Below are 20,707 nucleotides of genomic sequence, written 5' to 3' on the forward strand. Positions count from 1 at the left end.
TTAAAAAACAAGCTACTGTAGATGTTTAAGTTATTTTTGTATTCACAACTAATAGTTGAGGGCAACAATGGCATTTCGAAATAATGTTCCGCAAGCCAGTTGGCGCTTGGCAAAAATTGCATTGGGCGGGATTGTTCTAACTGGCTTAGCCGTTGGAACATATGCCTATGCCCAGCAGAAGCCTTTACCAACTGTCGATAAAGTTGAATTAGACCGTTATTTAGGTGTGTGGTATGAAGTCGCACGTAAACCGGCTTTTTTCCAAAAAAAATGTGCTTACAACGTATCTGCAACTTACACTTTAAATGAAAATGGAAATATCGTTGTAGATAATCGCTGCTACGATAATCAGAAGCAATTACAGCAATCTATTGGCGAAGCTTTTGTAGTTAATCCACCCTATAACACAAAATTAAAAGTAAGTTTTTTACCTGAAGCTGTGAGATGGATTCCGGTTATTCGTGGAGATTACTGGATTTTAAAGCTGGATGAAGACTATCAAACTGTTTTAGTAGGGGAGCCTTCACGTAAGTATCTTTGGGTATTATCTAGAACACCACATCCCAAAAAAGAATTGATTGATGAATATCTAAATTATGCCAAAACATTAGGATTTGATATTCGTGATGTTATTCATACTGAGCACAAAGAATAAATAAATTCTGCTTAATAAAAAACCATGTTTTCGCATGGTTTTTTCTTTTTTATAGTGGATAAATCAAGTATTGTATCGCTTTATTTTTCTTAAAGTGTAAAGAGGTTAGTGATGTTAAAAGGCGTGATTTTCTCTGTCATGGCATCATTAACTTTCGGTGTTCTTTATTTCTATACTCAACTACTTGGTCAACTTGATAGCGAGCAAACATTTGGGTGGCGTATTATTGCTACTTTGCCATTTTTAACTCTATTTATGTGGTGGAGTGGTGACTTAAGTCATATTAAAAATATCTATCAACGTATTTTGGCAAAACCTTCTTTACTTTTGTTACTCATAACAACCTCGATTTTAACGTCGATACAGCTATGGCTCTTTTTATGGGGACCCATGCATGGACGTGGTTTACAAGTATCTTTGGGATATTTCCTTCTACCGCTTGTGCTGGTTTTGGCTGGTAGTGTGCTATATGGGGAAAAAATATCAAAATTTCAGTGGGTCGCTATTATTCTGGCAATAGTTGGTGTCGGCCATGAGATTTTTCGTTTAGGAAGTATTGCTTGGGAAACTGCTTTGGTGGCCATTGGTTACTCAGCTTATTTCTTGTTACGCAAGAAAATTAAAACAGATAATTTAGGTGGTTTTTGGTGGGACCTTTTGATCATCATGCCTGTGGCGATTTATCTAACACATACAGGATTATTGCCATATAGTAAATTTTTCGATCAACCAACTCTTGCCTTAGTAATTGCAGGATTAGGAGTACTTAGTGCTATAGGCTTGGGATGTTACATATTAGCAAGTCGTTTTTTACCTTTAGTTGTATTTGGCTTACTTGGATATCTTGAACCAGTGTTACTTGCTTTAGCATCCTTAGTGCTAGGGGAAAGCATTGGTCAAGAAGAATGGTTTACTTATATTCCAATTTGGTGTGCTGTATTTGTACTTGTGCTAGAAGGTGCATTCCATCTTTATCAGCAGCAGAAAAAAGCCAAAAATTTGCAATTAAATCTCGAAAAATATCAAAAAAGATTAAAAAATGATGCTCATGATTAGAGCAACAGAATCTAAAAAGTAAGAAAAAGCAAAAATTTAGCTGCTTTAAACAATAAGATAATAAAAAATAATTATAGGTATTTTATGAATTTATGATGAATTTTGGGAAAATCTAGTCACTGACGTCAGCTTTTGATTCATTCTTGCTAATAATTCCATTACAATTACGGGGTTTTAAAAATCACGCCTAGATATAATTAATTAGAGGACGTATCTGTGAGCAAAGACACTATCATCGCCCTGCACGCTGAACACCAAGGCCGTTGGAAAAACCGTGAAGAAATCGCGGAACGTATGATTGCATTAATCGGTCAATTATACCGTGAAAAAAATATTGTCGTATCTGTTTACGGTCGCTCTTTAATTAACCGTTCTGTTATTCAAATTTTGAAAACTCACCGTCGTACACGTGTTGTAGATGTTGAGCTTTCTGTAGTAAATACTTTCCCAATTTTAGAAGCTTTAGCAAAAGTTGAAAACATTGGTTCTGCAGAAGTTGATATCGGTAAACTTGCAGTTGAATATAAAGAAAAAGGCGGTGATGTTGACGCTTTTGTTGCTCAAGCAGTTGAGTCAATTAAAGGTAGCGCAACTTCTGAACAACCTAAAGATGTAGTTCTTTACGGTTTTGGTCGTATTGGTCGTATCTTAGCTCGTTTAATCATTAGCCAATCAGGTTTAGGTCGTGGTTTAAGCCTTAAAGCGATTGTTGTTCGTAAGTCTTCTGACGGTGACTTGGCAAAACGTGCTTCTTTACTTCGTCGTGACTCTATTCACGGTACTTTCGCTGGTACAATTTCTGTTGATGAAGAAAACGAAGCAATCATTGCTAACGGTAACTTCATCAAAGTGATCTATGCATCTAGCCCAAGTGAAGTAGACTATACTCAATACGGTATTGAAAACGCGCTTTTAATCGACAACACTGGTAAATGGCGTGATGCTGAAGGCTTAAGCCAACATTTGAAATGCCCAGGTGTTGCACGTGTTGTATTAACTGCACCAAGTAAAGGCGAAATGAAAAACGTTGTATTTGGTGTAAACAACTCTGACATCTTAGATGAAGACAAAATCATCTCTGCTGCAAGTTGTACAACAAATGCGATCACTCCAATTCTTAAAGTATTGGATGACAAATATAAAGTTCTTAATGGTCACGTTGAGACAGTTCACTCATTTACAAATGACCAGAACTTAATTGATAACTATCACAAAGCTGATCGTCGTGGTCGTGCTGCTACATTGAACATGGTTATTACTGAAACTGGTGCTGCTAAAGCTGTTGCTAAAGCATTACCTGCATTAAAAGGTAAGTTAACTGGTAACTCTGTACGTGTTCCTACACCAAACGTATCTCTTGCAATCTTAAACTTAACACTTGATAAAGAAGTTGATCGCGAAGAAGTGAACGAATACATTCGTCAAATTTCGATTAACTCTAAACTTCAAGGTCAAATCGGTTATACCAACTCTACAGAAGTTGTATCGAGTGACTTTATCGGTTCTCGTACTGCTGGTGTATATGATGCTCAAGCAACAATTACTTCAGGTAACCGTTTAACTGCATATGTTTGGTACGATAACGAAGTAGGTTATAGCTGCCAAGTATTACGTATTGCTGAACAAATGTGTGGCGTAAGCTATACAAAAATCCCTGCAGAAACTAATGCTTAATTTGATTTAACGTTAGATAAAAGTATGTGACAAAAAGACCCAGTTTAGACTGGGTTTTTTTACAACCGTACAAAATATATGCTGATTATTTTTTAGAAATCAATGAGAATAGGATTTAAGGAACAAAAAGAAATAGTAAGGGATTGGAATTGCAGCAGTTTAAAAGATTATTGATAGTCTTCTTTTTCATCATCATCGCGAATATATGTGGTGTGCTCATCGCCATTTGGGTTTTCAAGCATTTTAATATTTATATTCCGCTGAAAAACCAAGCTGTAGCGATTGATTTACAAGAACCATTACAGGTACAGGTCAAAGTAAAAGATGCTTTAAATGTCGATGTAAAAGGCCGAGTAAATGCGAATATTCCTATTAATGAAAAGTTAACGATACCTTTAACACAGACGTTAACTCCTCGTGTCTATTTCGATAATATGGTGCCAATCAGCACAGTTATTCCTGTAAAAGAAACGTTAAAAGTTGATCAAAGCCTACCGATAGACACCAAAGTTCAAGTCAGAGTATTGGGTAAGGATATTACTTTGCCATTAAAAGGGAATATTCCCTTAAAGCTTGATGTACCTATTGATATTCAAGTACCGCTCGATCAAAAAGTTCATTTGAAGTTTGATGCTCCAGTTAAAACGGTTTTAAAAGAAGATCTTCATATTCCACTAAATGCCCAATTAAAAACAAATATTCCAATTCAGGGTAGTTTAAATGTACCTGTAAAAACTGCTTTAAATGCTTCAGTAGATGTCAAAAATACTTTGCCAGTTAAAATTGAGCATGGCGAGTTAAAAATACCTCTATCAAGCATGAGCCTTAATCGTGTTAAAGATGATAACGCTACATCTTTACCTGCACAGAACCAGAATAAGTAGGAAGGTGACTTATGCTGGGTTCAATAAAAAGTATGCTCATCAGTTTCTTTCTGATTATGGTACTCACGGCAATTTTATTTTGGCTCTATTTAAATATACAAGCTTCGGTGGTGGTTTCTGCGCACGAATCAGATATTCGATTACCAGAATCATTAGAAACTAAAATACATGTTGGTAATAATTTACAGGTCCAGTCCATAGGTAAACTAGATACATCAATTGATATTAATCGTCAGATTTCGGTGCCTTTAAAGGGGAGATATTTGGCTGATTTAGCGTTTGAAGTTGAGACTCCAATTACAGTAAGCGTTGATTATGCAACAACGCTGAAAGTTGATCAGGTGATGCCTTTGGAAACAACAACCGATTTAATATACCAAAATAAGTTGTTACCTAGGTTTCCACTAAAACTAAATATACCCATTAATCTGGATATTCCATTTCAGTTAAAACGTAGCTATACCATTCCTGTTAAGATTGCTTTTAATGGTCCAGTTTATTTCGAGTTCGATGAATCGGTAAATTTACCGATTAAACACCAATTTAATCCAAGCTTAAAAATTAATGATGCAATGGAAATGGGCAATATCTCAAGCTTTAATGCCATTATGTATAACTCTGTGCAACACACTAAAGCTAATTTAGATATGAAGATGGATTTACCTCTGCGTAATGTACACCCTTAAGGAATAAATACATAAAGAGAGGCTATGTTCTGCTATAAGTTTTTATCAATATAAAAAGTAATAAAATAAGACCTAGGAAAGTAGAATTCTCTCGATTTTCTATTCGAGAATTTTATGAAAATATGGCAGAATAGGCGGTTTTAGAGTTTTTAGAGGATTGGCAAATGCGCTTTGTTGATGAAGCAGTCATTACCGTAGAGGCTGGCGACGGTGGCAATGGCGTAGCCAGTTTTCGCCGTGAAAAATTTGTACCATTTGGTGGCCCAGATGGTGGTGATGGCGGACGTGGTGGAAGTATCTATATTCAAGCCGATGATGATACAAGTACCTTAGTCGATTACCGTTACACCCGTAAATTCCGCGCTGAACGTGGTAAAAACGGTGCAGGTGCTAACTGTACCGGACGCGGTGGTGAAGATGTGGTTTTAAAAGTACCTGTTGGTACAACAATTGTTGATACAGATTCTGGCGATATTATTGGCGACTTGGTTGAAGACGGCCAAAGAATTCTGGTTGCAGGTGGTGGTGAAGGTGGTTTGGGAAATACACACTTTAAATCATCAACTAACCGTGCTCCACGTAAATGTACTACGGGTACTAAAGGTGAATTTCGTGAAATTCGTCTTGAGTTGAAAGTATTGGCAGATGTTGGCTTATTAGGTATGCCAAATGCTGGTAAATCTACTTTCATTCGTGCTGTAAGTGCTGCAAAGCCAAAAGTGGCAGACTATCCATTTACAACCATGGTTCCAAACTTGGGTGTTGTAGATGCTGACCGTCATCGTTCATTTGTCATGGCCGATATTCCGGGCCTTATTGAAGGTGCGGCAGAAGGTGCAGGTCTAGGAATTCGTTTCCTTAAACATTTGGCGCGTACTCGTATTCTTTTACATATTATTGATGTACAACCAATTGATGGTTCAGATCCAGCTCATAATGCAAAAGCAATTATGAATGAGTTGGTTAAGTTCTCACCTACTTTGGCGAAACTACCAGTTGTTTTAGTGCTCAATAAACTGGATCAAATTGCTGAGGAAAGCCGTGAAGAGTGGTGTCAGCACATTCTAGATGAATTAGAGTGGACTGGACCTGTCTTTAAAACATCGGGCTTATTAAGTGAAGGTACAAAGGAAGTTGTGTACTACCTGATGGATCAGATTGAACAGCAACGTGAACGCGAAGTTGAAGATCCTGAGTACGCAGCAGAAGTAAGAGCTTTCCGTGAACAACTAGAAGTTGAAACACGTGAACAAACCATTGCGGCAAAAGAAGCATATCGTGCAATGCGTCGAGCACAACGTCTTGAAAGCATGATGGACGATGATGATGATTTTGACGATGATGAAGACGACAATGATGTAGAAAGCATCTACGTTCGTGACTAAAAAACCGAGGAAAACATGATAGAAGTGGTCGATGGGCAACGTAAGCTCAGTGAGTGTAAACGAATCGTTGTTAAAATCGGATCATCTTTACTCACAGCAAATGGGCAGGGGCTAGATCTGGATGCTATTTCGCATTGGGCGAAACAGATTGCAGATTTACATAATGCTGGGCACGAAATTATTTTAGTGTCTTCAGGAGCTGTAGCAGAAGGTATGGTTCGTATGAAGCTTGCGAGTCGACCCACCGATCTACCCAGTTTACAAGCATGTGCCGCAATTGGGCAGATGGGCCTAATTCATACATGGTCTAGCGTGCTTGAAAATCATAGTATTCGAACAGCTCAAGTGTTATTAACACATGACGATTTGGCAGATCGCCGTCGTTATTTGAACTCATGCGATGCGTTGCAGAACTTGATTGACTGGCGTGTTATTCCGGTTATTAATGAAAACGATACAGTCTCTACTGACGAGATTCGTTTTGGTGATAACGATACCTTAGCGGCAATGGTTGCTGGTCAAGTACATGCTGATTTACTGATCATTTTAACAGATCAGCAAGGCATGTTTGACTCAGATCCACGTCACAACCCTGATGCAAAGCTGTTATCAACTGTTCGTGCCATGGATGATGTTTTATTTGAAATGGCTGGCGGTGGTGGTGTACTTGGGCGAGGTGGCATGGTCACTAAAGTCCGTGCTGCACGTTTAGCTGCCAAGTCAGGTTGTCCAACACTGATCGCTAGTGGTGAAAGTGATAATGTATTGTCACGAGTCATGGCTGGTGAAATGCTTGGTACATTGTTCACGACTGATAAAGACCGTATGACAGCACATCAACAGTGGCTTGCTGCACATTTACAAACAGCAGGTCGTCTGGTCATAGATGATGGCGCGGTTGACGCGATTAAATCTAAACATCGCAGTTTATTACCTGTTGGGGTAAAAACTGTTGAAGGACATTTTGATCGTGGTGATGTGGTTGAATGCGTTGATAAGCAAGGTAAACGTATTGCGGTTGGACGAGTAAACTTTAGTTCTCGTTCAGCTGAAATTATTAAGGGCCTCTCTTCAGACAAGGTTTATCAAGTACTTGGAGAAGCTCGTTCGCTTGAAATGATCCATCGTGATCATATGGCGATTTATTAACTAGTGATCTACAAAAAAAGCTCGCTTTATGCGAGCTTTTTTTGTGGTGTTAACGATGGCAAGATTCGATCTTCACCGACCATAAAAGGGTGGGTGGCAAGGCTCAGCATATCTAAATCTTCTGAGCTATTTCCATAAGCATAAACTTGATAATAATCCTGCAAAGAATATTGTTCATGTATTCTTAACTTCTTTTGTTCACTACTACAATCTGGCGTTGAGTAATAACCCGTCATCATGCCATTTTTTACTTGAGTTTCAGTACAAATTAATTCGATATCGAGCAATTTGCAAAGTGGAGCAAGATAGATATCGATTGAAGCCGAAACTAGTACTACCTGATCACCAAGTAACTGATGTTGTTGTAATTGTGCAAAAATTTCAGGTGAAAGAGTTGAGACGAGTTCTTGTGCATATTCTTCGCCTAATCTTTGCAGCTCAATTGCTGGGGTATTGCGAAACATGCTTCGAAAAAGTTTGGCACGCATCGCATGGGCGGGATAAAAATTAAGATAATAGGCTTGAATCCATGGCAGGATTTTCAAGCCTTGCTTAACTATGTGGCGCTTAGATAACGCATAAAAGATGAACCCTGTAAAACTGTCTTTACTACACAAGGTCCCATCAAAATCAAACAGGGCGAGATTTTTTATTGTCTTATTCGTTTCGCTCGTTGCATACATGATTCATATCGTCCGTTTACGCGGGTTGCATACCAGTTAGTATTATAGTCACGACTTAATTTAGGCCCAGAAATTACCACTTGAGGCATAATAGCATAGATAGGTTCTTTGCCTGTTTTTGCCTTATAGAGTTTAGTTAAGGCAATATAAGTTTGTGTATTCTCAAACTTTTTCTCTTTTTCTAATTTAAGATCATCGCGAAGTTGTCTTGGTGTAATTAAGACATTATTTGCAGTAAATAGTTTCATTAACTCTTTTTCTGACTGACTCTGAACTGCGAGTGGACTACCAGCTTTATCGTAAAGTAGTAAATCACCATCTAAGGTGAGCTCATTATCAGTAAGGGCATCGAGCATGCTTTGAAAAGCAGCATTACGGCTAGAATACATACCTGAGTTATAATCGGCAAAACGATAAATGGCCTTATCATAGTCTGCTGGGTATACCATCAAGCGATGAATGCCATAATATAGACCGCCATATTGCGTATAAAGATCATTTCTCAGGTCTGCAATATTCATGCTAGAACGTTTATGCGCTTTAGCATAATTAATATGAACTTGCATTGAACCCAATGTGGTGATTGGATTCATTTTTTCACCAATATCTTGCCCAACCAGTTTAGCTGCACCAGTTAACGCACTGACATGATAATGTTGAGTCATAAAATCAAAAATTTGACGATAAAGTAAGTCGAGATCTTTTTCAGTTTTGACTTTACGCATCTGACTCATATAGTTGTTGTCAGGAGAGGGTTGGGTTTTCAATACTTCTTCAAAATAACCTGCGACAGTACCCCCCACTTTCTGGCCAAGTTTGTCTTCAAACTTTTCATTTAAACGGGTACTGACTTCGTCAACTGCTTTTTTGCCTAGACCTGGTACTACAGGGTTAGCAACAAAGTTAGATTCCTGATCTACAATCGCGACAATACTACAAACATTTTGTTTGGTTTTAGGAATTTTTAAGTCCTGCATAATATCGTCAATATCTTTAGCCCATGACTCCCGATCATGCACACGTGCTGGAATTAACTTTTTAATTTGCTGACTTTCTAAATCGGGCTCATCATTTTTTGACCACCAGGCTTTATCTCCACAAGCAGCTAAACTCATGCATACGGTGACTACACCGAATGATTTTAATAAAAAACGGGAAGACAACGGTTTGTTCATGGCGAGGAAAGCACCTGCAAAAAAGATGAGCTGATCAAGCGGATGAAGTATACTATGTTGATCATCAATTGTATGAATATATATGTATATTGGTCCCTATCAACTGTCAAATAATTTAATTGTTGCTCCTATGGCCGGTGTAACTGACCGTCCATTTAGAACGTTGTGCAAGTATTTTGGTGCGGGTCATGCGGTCAGTGAAATGATGACTGCTGATAAAACTTTACGGATGACTAAAAAAAGTCTTTATCGTGCTAATTTTGATGGAGAGTTAGCTCCTATCTCTGCGCAAATCGCGGGTTCTGACCCAGAACAGTTGGCTGAGGCTGCTCGCTATCAAGTTGCAAATGGGGCACAAATTGTTGATATCAATATGGGATGTCCTGCAAAAAAAGTATGCAATAAATTAGCAGGTTCAGCATTATTACAAGATGAAGACTTGGTTGCTCGAATACTGGATGCAGTTGTTGCAGCAGTTAACGTTCCTGTGACTTTAAAAACCCGTTTAGGATTTTTAAATGGCCAAGAAAATATTTTAAGGGTGGCAAAACGTGCAGAAGAGGCGGGGATTGCTGCGTTAGCATTGCATGGCCGCACACGTGAAGACATGTATTTAAATACAGCACGTTATGAATTAATCAAACATGTTAAAGAGTTAATCAATATTCCAGTAATTGCCAACGGTGATATTGATAGTCCTGAAAAAGCAAAATATGTACTGGACTATACTGGCGCCGATGCAATCATGATTGGGCGGGCTGCACAAGGTCGTCCATGGATTTTCCGTGAAATTGCCCATTATTTAAAAACTGGTGAGCATTTGGCTGCTCCAAATATTGAAGAAGTCAAAGATGTACTTTTAGGGCATCTGTCTGAGTTATATCAATTTTATGGTGAATATTCTGGATGTCGTATTGCTCGTAAGCATATTGCTTGGTACACCAAAGGTTTACGTTCAAGTAACGAGTTCCGACAAAATATGTATAAAGTTGAAACCACTGCTGAACAGGCATTAGTAGTCGAGAGTTATTTTAATCAATTGCTTGCAGAAGGTAATTTGATGAGCGATGTTCAGGTTGAACAGGTTAATTTATTAGCTACTCACTAAAATAAAGCAACCAGTACACAGGCTGGTTGCTTAAAATCTTCATCTATTCATTATCTAGCATTTCAACAACGAGTTGATTAACCAGATCTGATGCTCCTAATTCGCGTATCAGTGCAACATTACTTCCTGCCCAAAATGCACCAAAACCATAGTCATGGTGTTTACTCGCAAGAGCATTAAGTTGCTTCGCCAAATCGTAAGCGTATGGATACTCTGGTTGGGCAGGTCGAGTAGGTGAATCAATTTGGTTGTGCCAATGGTTGAATAAACCGCGAGCGGGGCGCCCAGAAAGGCTAGCGCTAATTTGTGTTATGGGTTCATTAAATAATGCTTTGCGATATTCAGCAGAAGCATTTGAGGTCTGGCATTGAACAAACGCTGTACCTAACTGGACTGCGGTTGCTCCCAAGCTCAACATATGTTTGGCTTGTAAGCCAGTCATGATCCCGCCTGCGGCGACAACCGGGAGTTTGCAATGCTGCACAATCAATTGTACTAAGTCACTGGTTTTAATCGCAGCATCAAAAGTTTGATTGAAAATTCCGCGATGGCCACCTGCTTCAATACCTTGAGCAATAATAATATCAATACCTGCTGCTTCAATGGCTTGCGCTTCAATTAAATTGGTAGCCGAAACCATAGTCAAAATACCAGCCTCTTTTAAAGCTTTAATTTGATGCGGATGGGGAATACCAAAATGAAAGCTCACCGCTTTGGGCTTAGTTTCTAAAACAACATTTAAAAAGTCATCATTATCTAAAAAACTTGGATAGATGCAGTGCAAATCTTGAGGTGGCCGAGCACCGAATTTTTCAAAATGAGGACGTAGATATTCAATCCATTGTTTTGCTTTTTCTAGATTAAGTTCTGTAGACTGATGACAGAAAAAATTAACCTGAAATGAGTTTTCGGTGAGTGCTTGAGTTTTTAAAATTTGTTCACGTGCACTTTGTGGGGTATTTGCTCCCAAGCCTAATGATCCAAGGCCTCCTTGATTTGAAACCTCGGCCGCTAGTTCTGGTGTAGAAACCCCTGCCATGGGAGCCAGAAAAATTGGATGTTTAATTGCAAATTGTTGTAATAGGCTCATTTTATTCACCTCACTTCTTTCACTTCACCATAACGTGAAAATAGAATGAAGAGCAAATAATATTGGCTATTTAATTTTTAAATATTCTAGAGGAGTATTTAAAAAACTTTTTTATAAAGGGGTGACATTAAATAAAGAACCGATCCAGCTTGAAAAAGCCATTGCTAAAATTCCCCATAACGTAATACGCAAACTCCCTTTAATTTTAGATGTACCTGCAAAATAACTAGAAAGTGCACCTAAAATCGCTAACGAAAGAATACCAGTAGCCAAAACCACAGGCATAATCAAATGATTAGGGCTTAGTAATATAGCGAGCATAGGGAAAAAAGCACCAAAAGAAAATGATGCGGCAGATGATAAGGCAGCTTGTACAGGATTAGCTGCGGTATTTTCATGAATGCCGATTTCATCACGAGCATGTGCACCCAATGCATCATGAGTTGTTAACTGTAAAGCAACCTCTTGAGCCAATTCTTTAGATAGTCCTCTAGAAATATAAATTTGAGTTAGCTCATCTAACTCTTTTTGAGGGTGCTTTGAGAGTTCTTTTGCTTCAATCGCTAAATCTGCTTTTTCAATATCTTCTTGAGATTTTACGGAAATATATTCTCCAGCAGCCATTGAGGTAGCACCAGAAATAAGGCCAGCAATACATGTAATTAATAGAGTGTGTGAGTTGGCTCCACTTGCTGCCATGCCCATAATTAAGCTAGTGACAGAAATAATTCCATCATTAGCCCCTAAGACTGAAGCTCTTAACCAGCCTGAACGGTGAATTGCATGGTGTTCTGTATGATGTGGAAAAGCCATGTGTTTTTCCTTATAAATGTTTTATAAATACTATGAAACTTTACAATTTATTGATCAAAAAATATGTCATCATTATAGGGAATTTAGGGATACTAAAGAATAGATCAATAATAAAAATGGAGACTAAATTATTTATATAAAACATTTTTAACCTAACTTAACGGTGTAAATCATTATTTTTAATTATGATATTTATTGATCATTCCAAAAAAACTGCCCCTAATAACTCTAATCTACTGTAGAGGTGAAAATGAAAAATAGCAAAACAATAAATTCTATAACGCATTCAATATTACTTATGGGAGCAGTGATCTCTTCTTTAACGGTAGTGAGTATGAGCTCTGTTTATGCACAGGACCAAGTAGCTTCAGACTATAAACCTGGAAACCTCATTTATGATAAATGGGACAGATTTTATAAAATAGAGCAGTCTCAACCTCAAGAAGCAGAAAAAATTTTAGTTGAGCTGAGTAAGCTGACCCCTACAGATATTAAAGTCTGGAAAAGCCTAACTTATTTACAAATTCGGCTCGAAAAAAGAGATGAGGCTTTACAAAGTTTAAGACAAGCAAGAGCTTTAGCTCCTCAAGATGATACTTTAAAATTACAAGAAGCATATTTGCTGAATCAGCAAAAAAAAGATCGTGAAGCATTAGTTCTATTTAAAGAATTAACTTCATCTTCAGATCCAGCAATTGCAGCAAAGGCAACTCAGGCAGTTAAAAATTTAAGTGGGGGAGAAATTAAGGCATATTTTGGCGATATTTATTTTGCACCTTCTTATGAGTCACGTTATGACGATGTTATTTTTCCTTTAAAAGTTCGGTACGGAAAAAATATTGATAATGGACGAGCTCAAGTCTATGGTTTTCTTAATTTAAACCGTGATACTAAATCTCAAGGTGGGGTACGACCTGAAATTATTGATGAGAACGCAGTCACTCTTGGGGTAGGCGCAAATTATCAACCATGGATTTCAATACCGGTTCGAGCTTATGTCGAAGTTGGTGGAAGTTATGACTTGATTGACAGAAATAGAAAAAAATTTCGTGAAAGTGTAGTTGGGGGGGTGACAGGTTATCAAGAATGGTATTCACCATTGAACTGTAATCATACACTTTGTTTAGATAATTACTTTACCGATCTTTATGGCAATGTCGCGACTTATTCGAGAGAAGATTATAACGTTATTGGGGATTTGCGCTTACGTACAGGCTTAAATCTTTATAAGGGTGAGAGTGGGATTGTGCAGGCTTATGTAAAATTGCATGGTTTAGCAGATAGTAAAGATGAATATTACAATAATTTATTTGAATATGGCCCGGGTATTTCATGGCAACCTTTTAATTATCAACCAATAAAACTTCGTGTTGAACGTTTATATGGCAACTATTTTAAAGACGTACCTGTTAATACAAAAGATCATTACAACAACACTCGTGTAGAACTTGTTTTTTATAAGGACTTCTAATAATGAAAAAAATTTTTATTTCGATTGTATTTGGTACTCGTCCAGAGCTTATAAAGCTAGCTCCGGTAATTTTATTAGCAAAACAAGATTCACGATTTCAGATAGAAGTGATTTTCACGGGGCAACATGATGAGTTAGTGCGAGATGCTATCGATTTCTTTGGAGTTGAAATTGATCACCGACTTAAGATTATGAATGCTGGGCAAAGCCTCAATCAGCTCTTAATTCATGGCTTGACGCAACTTGAACATGTCTACACCGATGGTCAAAAAAGAGATGCGATTGTCATTCAGGGCGATACCACAACTGTCTTAGCTGCTGGGTTAGTTGCATTTTCAATGAAGATACCTGTTGCTCATGTTGAAGCAGGTTTACGTTCATATGACTTAGACCACCCATTTCCTGAAGAAGGTAACCGTCAGTTAGTCTCCCGTATTACCAAATGGCATTTTGCCCCTACAGAGCAGTCAAAACAAAATTTGTTAAATGAGCAAATTCAGCAAGCTTTAATTACGGTGACAGGTAACACTGTAGTAGATGCTGTGTATTTAGGAAGAAAAATAATCGCTGAAAAATCTGGTTTGAAAAATCAGCTTGATCCCTACGGAATTGAATTAAAACTAAATGATAAAGTTGTACTTATTACAGCTCATCGCCGTGAAAATTTTGGTGAGGGAATTCAAAATATTTGTAATGCGGTTGAATATTTAGCAAAACAGCATCCAGATTTGCATTTTATTTGGCCTGTGCATTTAAATCCAGCTGTACATGATGTAGTACATGATAAGTTTAGAAATCATGCTCAAATTCATCTTGTGAAACCTCTAGATTACCCAAGTTTATTAGCTGTTATAGACCGCTCCACCTTTATTTTAACGGACTCTGGTGGTTTGCAAGAAGAAAGCCCATCATTTAATAAGCCTGTATTAATTTTACGAGATACCACTGAACGCCCAGAAGTAGTAGAGGTGGGGGCTGGAGTACTCGTTGGTACAAATCAGCAAAAAATTATAGATGAAGCTGAGAAACTTTTAACAGATTTACAGCATTATCAAAAAATGGCAAATGTTGAAAATCCGTTTGGTGATGGACGTGCAGCTCAGCGAATATTAGATGAAATTGCTAAAACTTATGAATAGAAGTCATTTATTTTGAAATTTCCGATTCGTTTATGGCGGTAGATGTGCCGCCATAAGCGAGACGATACCACAAACCGACGATGTAAACCGACCAACGTCCCATGTAGTGTGGACCATCAAAAATATAAATTTTCTTGCCTTCATAAGCTTTAATCTGAGAAATAATTTCCCAAGGATATGCTGCTCGGAATTGTCCATTTTTCTTGGTTCGAAAGGCTTCTAGCACAATCACCGTTTTATCTTTTCCAAGAGTTTGCTCAAGTTGATCTAAAATACGTCGAGCTTGTTGTGGAGTTCTTACTCCCACACCTACGCCGTCTTGAAAAAAGATACCCGCTTGTTGAGGCAACCAACTTTTAACCCACAAATCATAGTTTTCGGGTTCGCTTTCACCACTGTAAATACTAACCCAGATAGGTGAAGGGAGCTTTTCTAAAACATGTCCTAATGTACTGACTCTTAGCCATGTGGGATCGGCTTCTACTGGAAAATAATAACCTTTTAAAGATGCATCATTTTGTTCTTGAATAATTTGCGCAGATTTTTCTCCTAAAGCAACGACATTTGCACGTGCTTCACGTTCGTTATATTCACCTGCTAAACCCAAGATAAGATTTTTGGCCCAAGGTTGTTGTTTAATTTTTTGTATATCAATGGCATTTTCCCATTGAGGAAGATTAGAGTTTTTCCACCAAGATTTAGATTCGACGACTGACCATTGAGGAACAAAAGTGTTCACTCCTAAGTAATGCCAGTTTCCTTTAGGAGGAGTGGTATTATTGTCGGGTTGCCAGAAAATGCCTTCAATAATTGGAGGCTGCCCGTGATTTTTGAACAACCCCGCATACGCCACTACACTACATATAATTAAAATAATAAAAGCAGTTATTTTAATTGGTATCTGTTTTCTCATTATTTCGTCGTAACCAATACCACAAGAAGATCACTATTATCATAATTGCAGAGATAATCACAACTAATAAAAAGAATGATGATTGCTGAACTAATGGCGCTTTTTGGTTGCCTACAATTAATTTTTGGAGAACATAAATATTGCCATTTTCAGAAACCAGCATTTTGGTGACATTGTTTGGAATTTTATGTTGAATCGTTCCCCATAAGTGCATGAAAGTTTGGGCACCATTTTCAGAGTCAGTAATCACATCAAAGCGGTTATTGTTATAACTCACAATAAAACCATTTGCTGCTGCTGGTGCATAAATAATGTTTTGATGCATTGATACTTGTTGCTGATAAATTTCTTTATTGACTCTGACATTAACTGCTTGAGGAGAGTTTGGTGAAAACCGTACTAAGTTTAATGGCATAGGTGCTTGTGTAAGCAGCATATTTTTAGCAACTTGCCCTAAAATAATAGCAATGTTTAAAGCCCCTGACTGGTCATCAATTGCAATTGTTGGCTTGGTCGCTAACGTCATGGAAAGTGCTGCAACACCATTTTTGAGCTTATGTGGAAGTTTTACCGTTGACTTGGCGGTATCAACCCAAAGTGAACCATGAGCATTTGGTAAACATTGAGAGTTGGCAATGACCGAGTTTTCAAGTTTTAAGCTAAAGTTTGTTGTATTTGAAATTTCCTTGGCAAAGATGTTGAACTGTCGGTTTACGGGGTCAGAAGCAAGATCTGCCGTTTTCATACTACCAGCGAGGCCGCCATCCAGCCATGCAGTGATACTAGAGCCTTGTAATAAACCACTTTGAATACGAAGTGCAATTTGTCCCTGTAGGATATCAGTTGGTTGCCATACTGCTGGAAAATCAAGAAAGAGGTTCTTTTCAGCATGGTTGAGTCTGAAGTCACTAATACCCAAATCTGCAAGCGTATCAATTTTTCTAAATTGCGCCCACGCTGGTGTTGAAATTGTGGTTGGGAAAATAGCACTGCCTGTATCAAGCTGCTGTACATAAGACGGGTTAATTAGTCCATTAATTGCGGCTGTAAGCTCTTGAGGTGTGTGGTAAGTAATTGATAATGTCGGTACACCTTCTGCTGGTTTTGCAATTTGTACTAAAGCACCACCTTTAAGTGGGCTAGCCGAATGAATTACTTCAATAATAAAGTTTGTTTCAGGGTTTAAATTAGTTTGTCCTGAATCGACCCACTCAATTGGTGTTACAGAACTCCAAGAGCTTGCCAAACGAGCTAGCATAGATGCTTCGGTAATTTCCTTACGGTTATATTTTAAAATTCCAACAAATGGGGTAAGACGTCTAGCTTGTGGGTTAAATAGGGCATCTGGTAAATCTTTTAAACGGTATATATTTCGGACAGGGGTAAAGTCGAGTTGGGAATTACTCAAATAAGTTAAATGATCGATATCTTCGGTACAGAAGGTTTCTTTTGTCTGGTTTAGAGTTGTCGGTTTAGCATATTGTTGAATAATAAAATCTAAACGGTGAAAACCACTTGGGCTGGCAGGAATATTAAATTTAAATTGGCCATCACCATTTAAGGTCGTGTTATAGATGAGTTTATCGTCATACTTCACGAGTAATGTGGTGTCGTTTTCAGTGGAATAGTCAGTAGAAAACTGGATATTTTGCCATTCTGCACCTTTTCCCACATAGAAAAAATGAGGCTCCACCGTATATTTAGTTGATGTACTAATATCATCTAATTTCCATGTGTTGGTATGAGCAGGCACGGCTAACATAAGGCAGCTGCTAGCAAGGAGTGCTTGTATAAGTGGATAGAGTTTGAAAGTCTTTTTCATTTATTTTTTCTCCTTGCTACGTTCTGTTTTGTACCATTGAAGGGAATTACCCTGTATTTTATTTTTTAGCATGTCGAATGCGGCTTTAAATACAATAAATAAGAAGATTTGTGAGTAACTTACGTAAGATAGAACAGAGTAAAAATAGAGTTCTGGTTTAACTTTTTCTAAAGATAGCGTAAACCACATTTGCGCTACATATAGGCAAAATGAAAGGCCCCACAGGAGCGTAAATGGTCCCGGAACTGAAATACCTGCAATATCAAGTAAGCCAAGTGTTAAGGTGATATGACTCCAGAATAGAGCTGGTACGAAAAGGATGTAGCACATAATATTATTCAGAATTTCAATTCCGATAGGAAATGGTGTTCTGAGTGCTACAGGTAAATATTTACGTGTCACATAAAAATTACCTTGTGTCCAACGTGAGCGCTGTTTAACAAATACACTTAATGAAGGCGGGTCCTGCTGCCAACCAATGGCATAGGGAACCCATTTAATTCGTTTTTGTCCGATGAAAATTCGGAAACTCATTTCTGTATCATCGACTAGCGACTTTTCATCAAAACCACCTAAAGTTTCTAAGGCATCGCGCCAGATAACGTAGTTAGTCCCCATCAATGTTGATAACTCAAAACGTTGCCAGCGGCCACCCTGAAAAATCCACTGGAAAAAGATGAATTCAATCGCAATAAAGCGAGTCAAAATACTATCTTGCCAGTTACGGGTTCTTACTTTGCCATTTACAGCAACCAACTTTTTATCTGCCAGTAAGGTTTGTGCAAGTAATCGGACGCAATCAGGTTCAGGCGTACTATCTGCATCATAAACAACAATTAACTCACCTTTAGCATGAGGAAGGCCGTTATTGAGTGTTCTTGATTTACCTTTACCGCCCATACCTTTGGGGACATTAACAATCTTTATGCACGGATAAATTTTTGCAAGGTTTTCTGCGATTTCAAGGGTGTTATCTTTGGAGCCATCATTGATCAATAAGACTTCATAAGACTCTGCTGGATAATCCTGTTGAGCAATGGCATGCAAAGTGTCTTCAATCACCACGCCTTCATTATAAGCAGGGATCAAAACACTTAAGATGGGCCATCTTTCAGGTATTGGTAAGTTTTGCAGCTCTTTTTCAGCTGTTTTGGAATACTTCCACGCTTGATAACTTAACCATGCCCAAAATGCTTGTGGAATCCAAATACCTAAAAAGCCAAATAAAAACAGGATATCAATTGGAGCCATTTTTACTGACCCTCCTAATAATAGAAGAGATGAGTACTAATAATAGAATTAATCCCACTACTAAGGAGATCCATGAAATATAGCTACCAAATGTACCCAGAAGATCTGGATAAGTTGTTGTTAAAATCAGATCAAGAGGAACTACAACAACACTTAAACCAATAAATATATAACCTATAAGACTCGTATTCACATGTTCAGAAGTACTGGCATAATCAATATTATTAAATTTCCACGAAATACCGAGTTGAGGATAACGAATATTAGATAGGGGTAAGTCGGCAGGAGGATTAATAATAATCTCATAACCTGATACATGGCCGTTAAAGTCTTTGGCCGAATAAAATAAATGCTGACCTTGTCGGATTTCTCTAGATGGTAAAGGGACGGCTGAAGAATTTAACTGGACAATATAACTTCCAGCTGGCTGTGAAATTAAATTTTCATCCCATCCTGTACTTACGAAAGCAGCCATTGGCCTTAAACCAATAGCAGTTGAAAAAGTAGCCTTTGCGGCAAAATACTGAGGTTGTTCAGTTTTAAAAAGCACGATGGGGATAGCACCTTGGCTCACGGCTTCTTTTAATAAAAAATAGTGGGGGAAACCAAATACTTCATCTGGCAAGATAATGCCGGGTTTAATTCCTTGATGTATAAGCCTTTGGAAACTTTCCGAGTTGAGTTGATCAATGGTAAAGACAGGCCACCATGTATCTTGATAAGGAAAAAACATGGAAAGATCATTAGAACTTTGTGCTTCGGCTTTTATTTGTTCAGCTTTAATTTCACAATGATAATATTGCCGATAGAACTGCTGTAGAGTGGCATCTGGATATTGGCTAGATGCAATCACAATTCCACAAATGTTAAGAAGATTAGACATTAATTCATCTCCTCAGGTGGAATTGGAATAATTTTATATTCCACCTCAAGACGCAACGTCATAATTTCTCTTAATTTTTTAATAAATTCAGGTTCTTGTTCAGTTTTTTGCTGACGAATCATAATACTGTATATATTTTCGAGATCATCATCTGCAAACTGAAAAACAATTTCATTGGGCTGATGCTGACTCAAAATTTTGATCATTTCGTTTTGAGTAGTTTTCCAGACATCATCACCTAGCATTTCTTTAATGAGACTACGATTAAGAATCTTGATTGAAAAGACTTCATAGTCTTGTACATTATGGTGATCAAGAAGCTTAAAAAAGCTACGCTGGAAATATTTCAAAGCGCTGATCGGGAAAATATCGCGGCGATAATTTCGATCATAGCTTTGAATATCTCGATATTTTTGAACATTAATTTCAATATTGTGGCGTACAGCACTTAAAAATAGCGGAATAAGAGGAATAATAAACAGTAAGAGAAGCTGCCGCTCAATATGAGTTTGTGCACCTAAGTCGAGTAGAAAATATACAGCAACTCCAATAAATGCGAGTAAACCAACAATTAAAGACAAGCCAACTTCTAAAAAAGCACCCGAAATTAAAAGAAGAAGAATAAAGATCCAGCTTCCTCTAAAACTAACAGGCAACCACTCATATGCAACCATTCCCATAAATAGATGTGCTGCGATAATCCATAAGACGAGTGTTCTACCTGGGTTCTTTTGTTGCATGCGAGCTATGCTACCTTTTTTGTAATGTTAATTTTTTTATACTTTTATAATGAAAGGTGTCCATTTGCGAAGTTGTTGTTGTTTCTGTCCTTTTTAAGTATCTGCTATGTTTATTTGTAGATGAAAGTCC

The 20,707-nt window shown here is 37.8% G+C and carries 19 protein-coding genes; 10 read left to right on the plus strand and 9 right to left on the minus strand.

The genetic code is table 11. From position 1 onward, the window contains the following. Nucleotides 1–67 precede the first annotated feature (67 nt). The 7 genes from J576_RS00890 to proB all read left to right on the plus strand — a co-directional run bounded on the left by J576_RS00890 (nucleotide 68) and on the right by proB (nucleotide 7,489). Complete coding sequence (locus tag J576_RS00890) at nucleotides 68–655, plus strand: lipocalin family protein (RefSeq protein WP_002052730.1); 588 nt, start codon at nucleotides 68–70, stop codon at nucleotides 653–655. A gap of 108 nt (nucleotides 656–763) precedes the next feature. After that, entirely contained in the window at nucleotides 764–1,711 is a 948-nt protein-coding gene (rarD, locus tag J576_RS00895) for an EamA family transporter RarD (RefSeq protein WP_081401002.1), read from the plus strand. A 216-nt stretch (nucleotides 1,712–1,927) separates the two neighbouring features. Continuing rightward, nucleotides 1,928–3,385, plus strand: a complete 1,458-nt coding sequence (locus J576_RS00900) for a glyceraldehyde-3-phosphate dehydrogenase (RefSeq protein ID WP_002052743.1) — start codon at nucleotides 1,928–1,930, stop codon at nucleotides 3,383–3,385. Nucleotides 3,386–3,534: 149 nt separating this feature from the next. Continuing rightward, nucleotides 3,535–4,269 carry a hypothetical protein gene (locus J576_RS00905; RefSeq protein WP_004885863.1) on the plus strand — a complete coding sequence of 245 codons (735 nt, stop codon included), beginning with the start codon at nucleotides 3,535–3,537 and terminating at the stop codon, nucleotides 4,267–4,269. Between the two features lie 11 nt (nucleotides 4,270–4,280). Then, the gene (locus J576_RS00910; RefSeq protein ID WP_002052875.1) at nucleotides 4,281–4,955 is read left to right on the plus strand and encodes a hypothetical protein; all 675 of its coding nucleotides are present in this window, start codon (nucleotides 4,281–4,283) and stop codon (nucleotides 4,953–4,955) included. 164 nt (nucleotides 4,956–5,119) lie between these two features. Continuing rightward, nucleotides 5,120–6,340, plus strand: coding sequence for an Obg family GTPase CgtA (cgtA, locus tag J576_RS00915; protein ID WP_002052725.1), 1,221 nt, complete (start codon nucleotides 5,120–5,122; stop codon nucleotides 6,338–6,340). 15 nt (nucleotides 6,341–6,355) lie between these two features. Further along, entirely contained in the window at nucleotides 6,356–7,489 is a 1,134-nt protein-coding gene (gene proB, locus J576_RS00920) for a glutamate 5-kinase (RefSeq protein WP_002052602.1), read from the plus strand. Nucleotides 7,490–7,515: 26 nt separating this feature from the next. Here proB and J576_RS00925 read toward each other — a convergent pair whose 3' ends face one another. Both J576_RS00925 and J576_RS00930 read right to left on the minus strand, forming a co-directional pair. Beyond that, the gene (locus J576_RS00925; RefSeq protein WP_004885875.1) at nucleotides 7,516–8,172 is read right to left on the minus strand and encodes an HAD-IB family hydrolase; all 657 of its coding nucleotides are present in this window, start codon (nucleotides 8,170–8,172) and stop codon (nucleotides 7,516–7,518) included. Then, nucleotides 8,139–9,347: a DUF1615 domain-containing protein gene (locus J576_RS00930; RefSeq protein ID WP_002052526.1), complete on the minus strand. Its 1,209-nt coding sequence runs from the start codon at nucleotides 9,345–9,347 to the stop codon at nucleotides 8,139–8,141. The genes J576_RS00925 and J576_RS00930 overlap by 34 nt, the downstream gene beginning before the upstream one ends. An 82-nt stretch (nucleotides 9,348–9,429) precedes the next feature. Between J576_RS00930 and dusB the strand changes: the two genes are divergently transcribed. After that, a complete protein-coding gene (gene dusB, locus J576_RS00935; RefSeq protein WP_002052634.1) occupies nucleotides 9,430–10,455 on the plus strand; it encodes a tRNA dihydrouridine synthase DusB in 1,026 nt (341 codons plus the stop codon). A 43-nt stretch (nucleotides 10,456–10,498) separates the two neighbouring features. On the opposite strand, the gene J576_RS00940 is transcribed toward dusB, so the two are convergent. Both J576_RS00940 and J576_RS00945 read right to left on the minus strand, forming a co-directional pair. Further along, nucleotides 10,499–11,545: an NAD(P)H-dependent flavin oxidoreductase gene (locus J576_RS00940; RefSeq protein WP_002052631.1), complete on the minus strand. Its 1,047-nt coding sequence runs from the start codon at nucleotides 11,543–11,545 to the stop codon at nucleotides 10,499–10,501. Between the two features lie 111 nt (nucleotides 11,546–11,656). Then, complete coding sequence (locus J576_RS00945; protein WP_002052483.1) at nucleotides 11,657–12,358, minus strand: VIT1/CCC1 transporter family protein; 702 nt, start codon at nucleotides 12,356–12,358, stop codon at nucleotides 11,657–11,659. A gap of 250 nt (nucleotides 12,359–12,608) precedes the next feature. Here J576_RS00945 and J576_RS00950 point away from each other — a divergent pair, with 250 nt between their 5' ends. Beyond that, a complete protein-coding gene (locus J576_RS00950; protein ID WP_002052816.1) occupies nucleotides 12,609–13,829 on the plus strand; it encodes a tetratricopeptide repeat protein in 1,221 nt (406 codons plus the stop codon). Between the two features lie 2 nt (nucleotides 13,830–13,831). Next, nucleotides 13,832–14,968, plus strand: coding sequence for a non-hydrolyzing UDP-N-acetylglucosamine 2-epimerase (wecB, locus tag J576_RS00955; protein WP_002052911.1), 1,137 nt, complete (start codon nucleotides 13,832–13,834; stop codon nucleotides 14,966–14,968). Between the two features lie 7 nt (nucleotides 14,969–14,975). Here the strand turns inward: wecB and J576_RS00960 are convergent, their stop codons facing one another. Genes J576_RS00960 through J576_RS00980 form a run of 5 tightly spaced genes read right to left on the minus strand, consistent with a single transcriptional unit; the run spans nucleotide 14,976 to nucleotide 20,577 of the window. Then, nucleotides 14,976–15,881, minus strand: a complete 906-nt coding sequence (locus J576_RS00960) for an alpha-amylase family protein (RefSeq protein WP_025467958.1) — start codon at nucleotides 15,879–15,881, stop codon at nucleotides 14,976–14,978. Beyond that, nucleotides 15,859–17,703, minus strand: a complete 1,845-nt coding sequence (locus J576_RS00965) for a hypothetical protein (RefSeq protein WP_002052922.1) — start codon at nucleotides 17,701–17,703, stop codon at nucleotides 15,859–15,861. Before J576_RS00965 ends, J576_RS00960 begins: the two co-directional genes overlap by 23 nt. Next, nucleotides 17,704–18,954 carry a glycosyltransferase family 2 protein gene (locus J576_RS00970; RefSeq protein ID WP_000035254.1) on the minus strand — a complete coding sequence of 417 codons (1,251 nt, stop codon included), beginning with the start codon at nucleotides 18,952–18,954 and terminating at the stop codon, nucleotides 17,704–17,706. After that, nucleotides 18,941–19,837: a hypothetical protein gene (locus J576_RS00975; protein ID WP_002052656.1), complete on the minus strand. Its 897-nt coding sequence runs from the start codon at nucleotides 19,835–19,837 to the stop codon at nucleotides 18,941–18,943. Before J576_RS00975 ends, J576_RS00970 begins: the two co-directional genes overlap by 14 nt. Then, the gene (locus J576_RS00980) at nucleotides 19,837–20,577 is read right to left on the minus strand and encodes a hypothetical protein (RefSeq protein ID WP_002052464.1); all 741 of its coding nucleotides are present in this window, start codon (nucleotides 20,575–20,577) and stop codon (nucleotides 19,837–19,839) included. Before J576_RS00980 ends, J576_RS00975 begins: the two co-directional genes overlap by 1 nt. Between the last annotated feature and the right edge of the window lie 130 nt (nucleotides 20,578–20,707).

Origin of the sequence: Acinetobacter sp. 766875 (assembly GCF_000582055.1) — a bacterium.
Taxonomy (GTDB): domain Bacteria; phylum Pseudomonadota; class Gammaproteobacteria; order Pseudomonadales; family Moraxellaceae; genus Acinetobacter; species Acinetobacter nosocomialis.

Excerpts from the sequence above, each read along its gene's own strand:
- cgtA (WP_002052725.1), top strand. The coding sequence starts at position 5,120 with ATGCGCTTTGTTGATGAAGCAGTCATTACCGTAGAGGCTGGCGACGGT.
- dusB (WP_002052634.1), top strand. The coding sequence starts at position 9,430 with ATGTATATTGGTCCCTATCAACTGTCAAATAATTTAATTGTTGCTCCT.
- J576_RS00950 (WP_002052816.1), top strand. The coding sequence starts at position 12,609 with ATGAAAAATAGCAAAACAATAAATTCTATAACGCATTCAATATTACTT.
- J576_RS00930 (WP_002052526.1), bottom strand. The coding sequence starts at position 9,347 with ATGAACAAACCGTTGTCTTCCCGTTTTTTATTAAAATCATTCGGTGTA.
- J576_RS00940 (WP_002052631.1), bottom strand. The coding sequence starts at position 11,545 with ATGAGCCTATTACAACAATTTGCAATTAAACATCCAATTTTTCTGGCT.
- J576_RS00965 (WP_002052922.1), bottom strand. The coding sequence starts at position 17,703 with ATGAAAAAGACTTTCAAACTCTATCCACTTATACAAGCACTCCTTGCT.
- wecB (WP_002052911.1), top strand. The coding sequence starts at position 13,832 with ATGAAAAAAATTTTTATTTCGATTGTATTTGGTACTCGTCCAGAGCTT.
- J576_RS00910 (WP_002052875.1), top strand. The coding sequence starts at position 4,281 with ATGCTGGGTTCAATAAAAAGTATGCTCATCAGTTTCTTTCTGATTATG.
- J576_RS00925 (WP_004885875.1), bottom strand. The coding sequence starts at position 8,172 with ATGTATGCAACGAGCGAAACGAATAAGACAATAAAAAATCTCGCCCTG.
- J576_RS00980 (WP_002052464.1), bottom strand. The coding sequence starts at position 20,577 with ATGCAACAAAAGAACCCAGGTAGAACACTCGTCTTATGGATTATCGCA.
- proB (WP_002052602.1), top strand. The coding sequence starts at position 6,356 with ATGATAGAAGTGGTCGATGGGCAACGTAAGCTCAGTGAGTGTAAACGA.
- J576_RS00890 (WP_002052730.1), top strand. The coding sequence starts at position 68 with ATGGCATTTCGAAATAATGTTCCGCAAGCCAGTTGGCGCTTGGCAAAA.
- J576_RS00945 (WP_002052483.1), bottom strand. The coding sequence starts at position 12,358 with ATGGCTTTTCCACATCATACAGAACACCATGCAATTCACCGTTCAGGC.
- J576_RS00960 (WP_025467958.1), bottom strand. The coding sequence starts at position 15,881 with ATGAGAAAACAGATACCAATTAAAATAACTGCTTTTATTATTTTAATT.
- J576_RS00975 (WP_002052656.1), bottom strand. The coding sequence starts at position 19,837 with ATGTCTAATCTTCTTAACATTTGTGGAATTGTGATTGCATCTAGCCAA.
- J576_RS00970 (WP_000035254.1), bottom strand. The coding sequence starts at position 18,954 with ATGGCTCCAATTGATATCCTGTTTTTATTTGGCTTTTTAGGTATTTGG.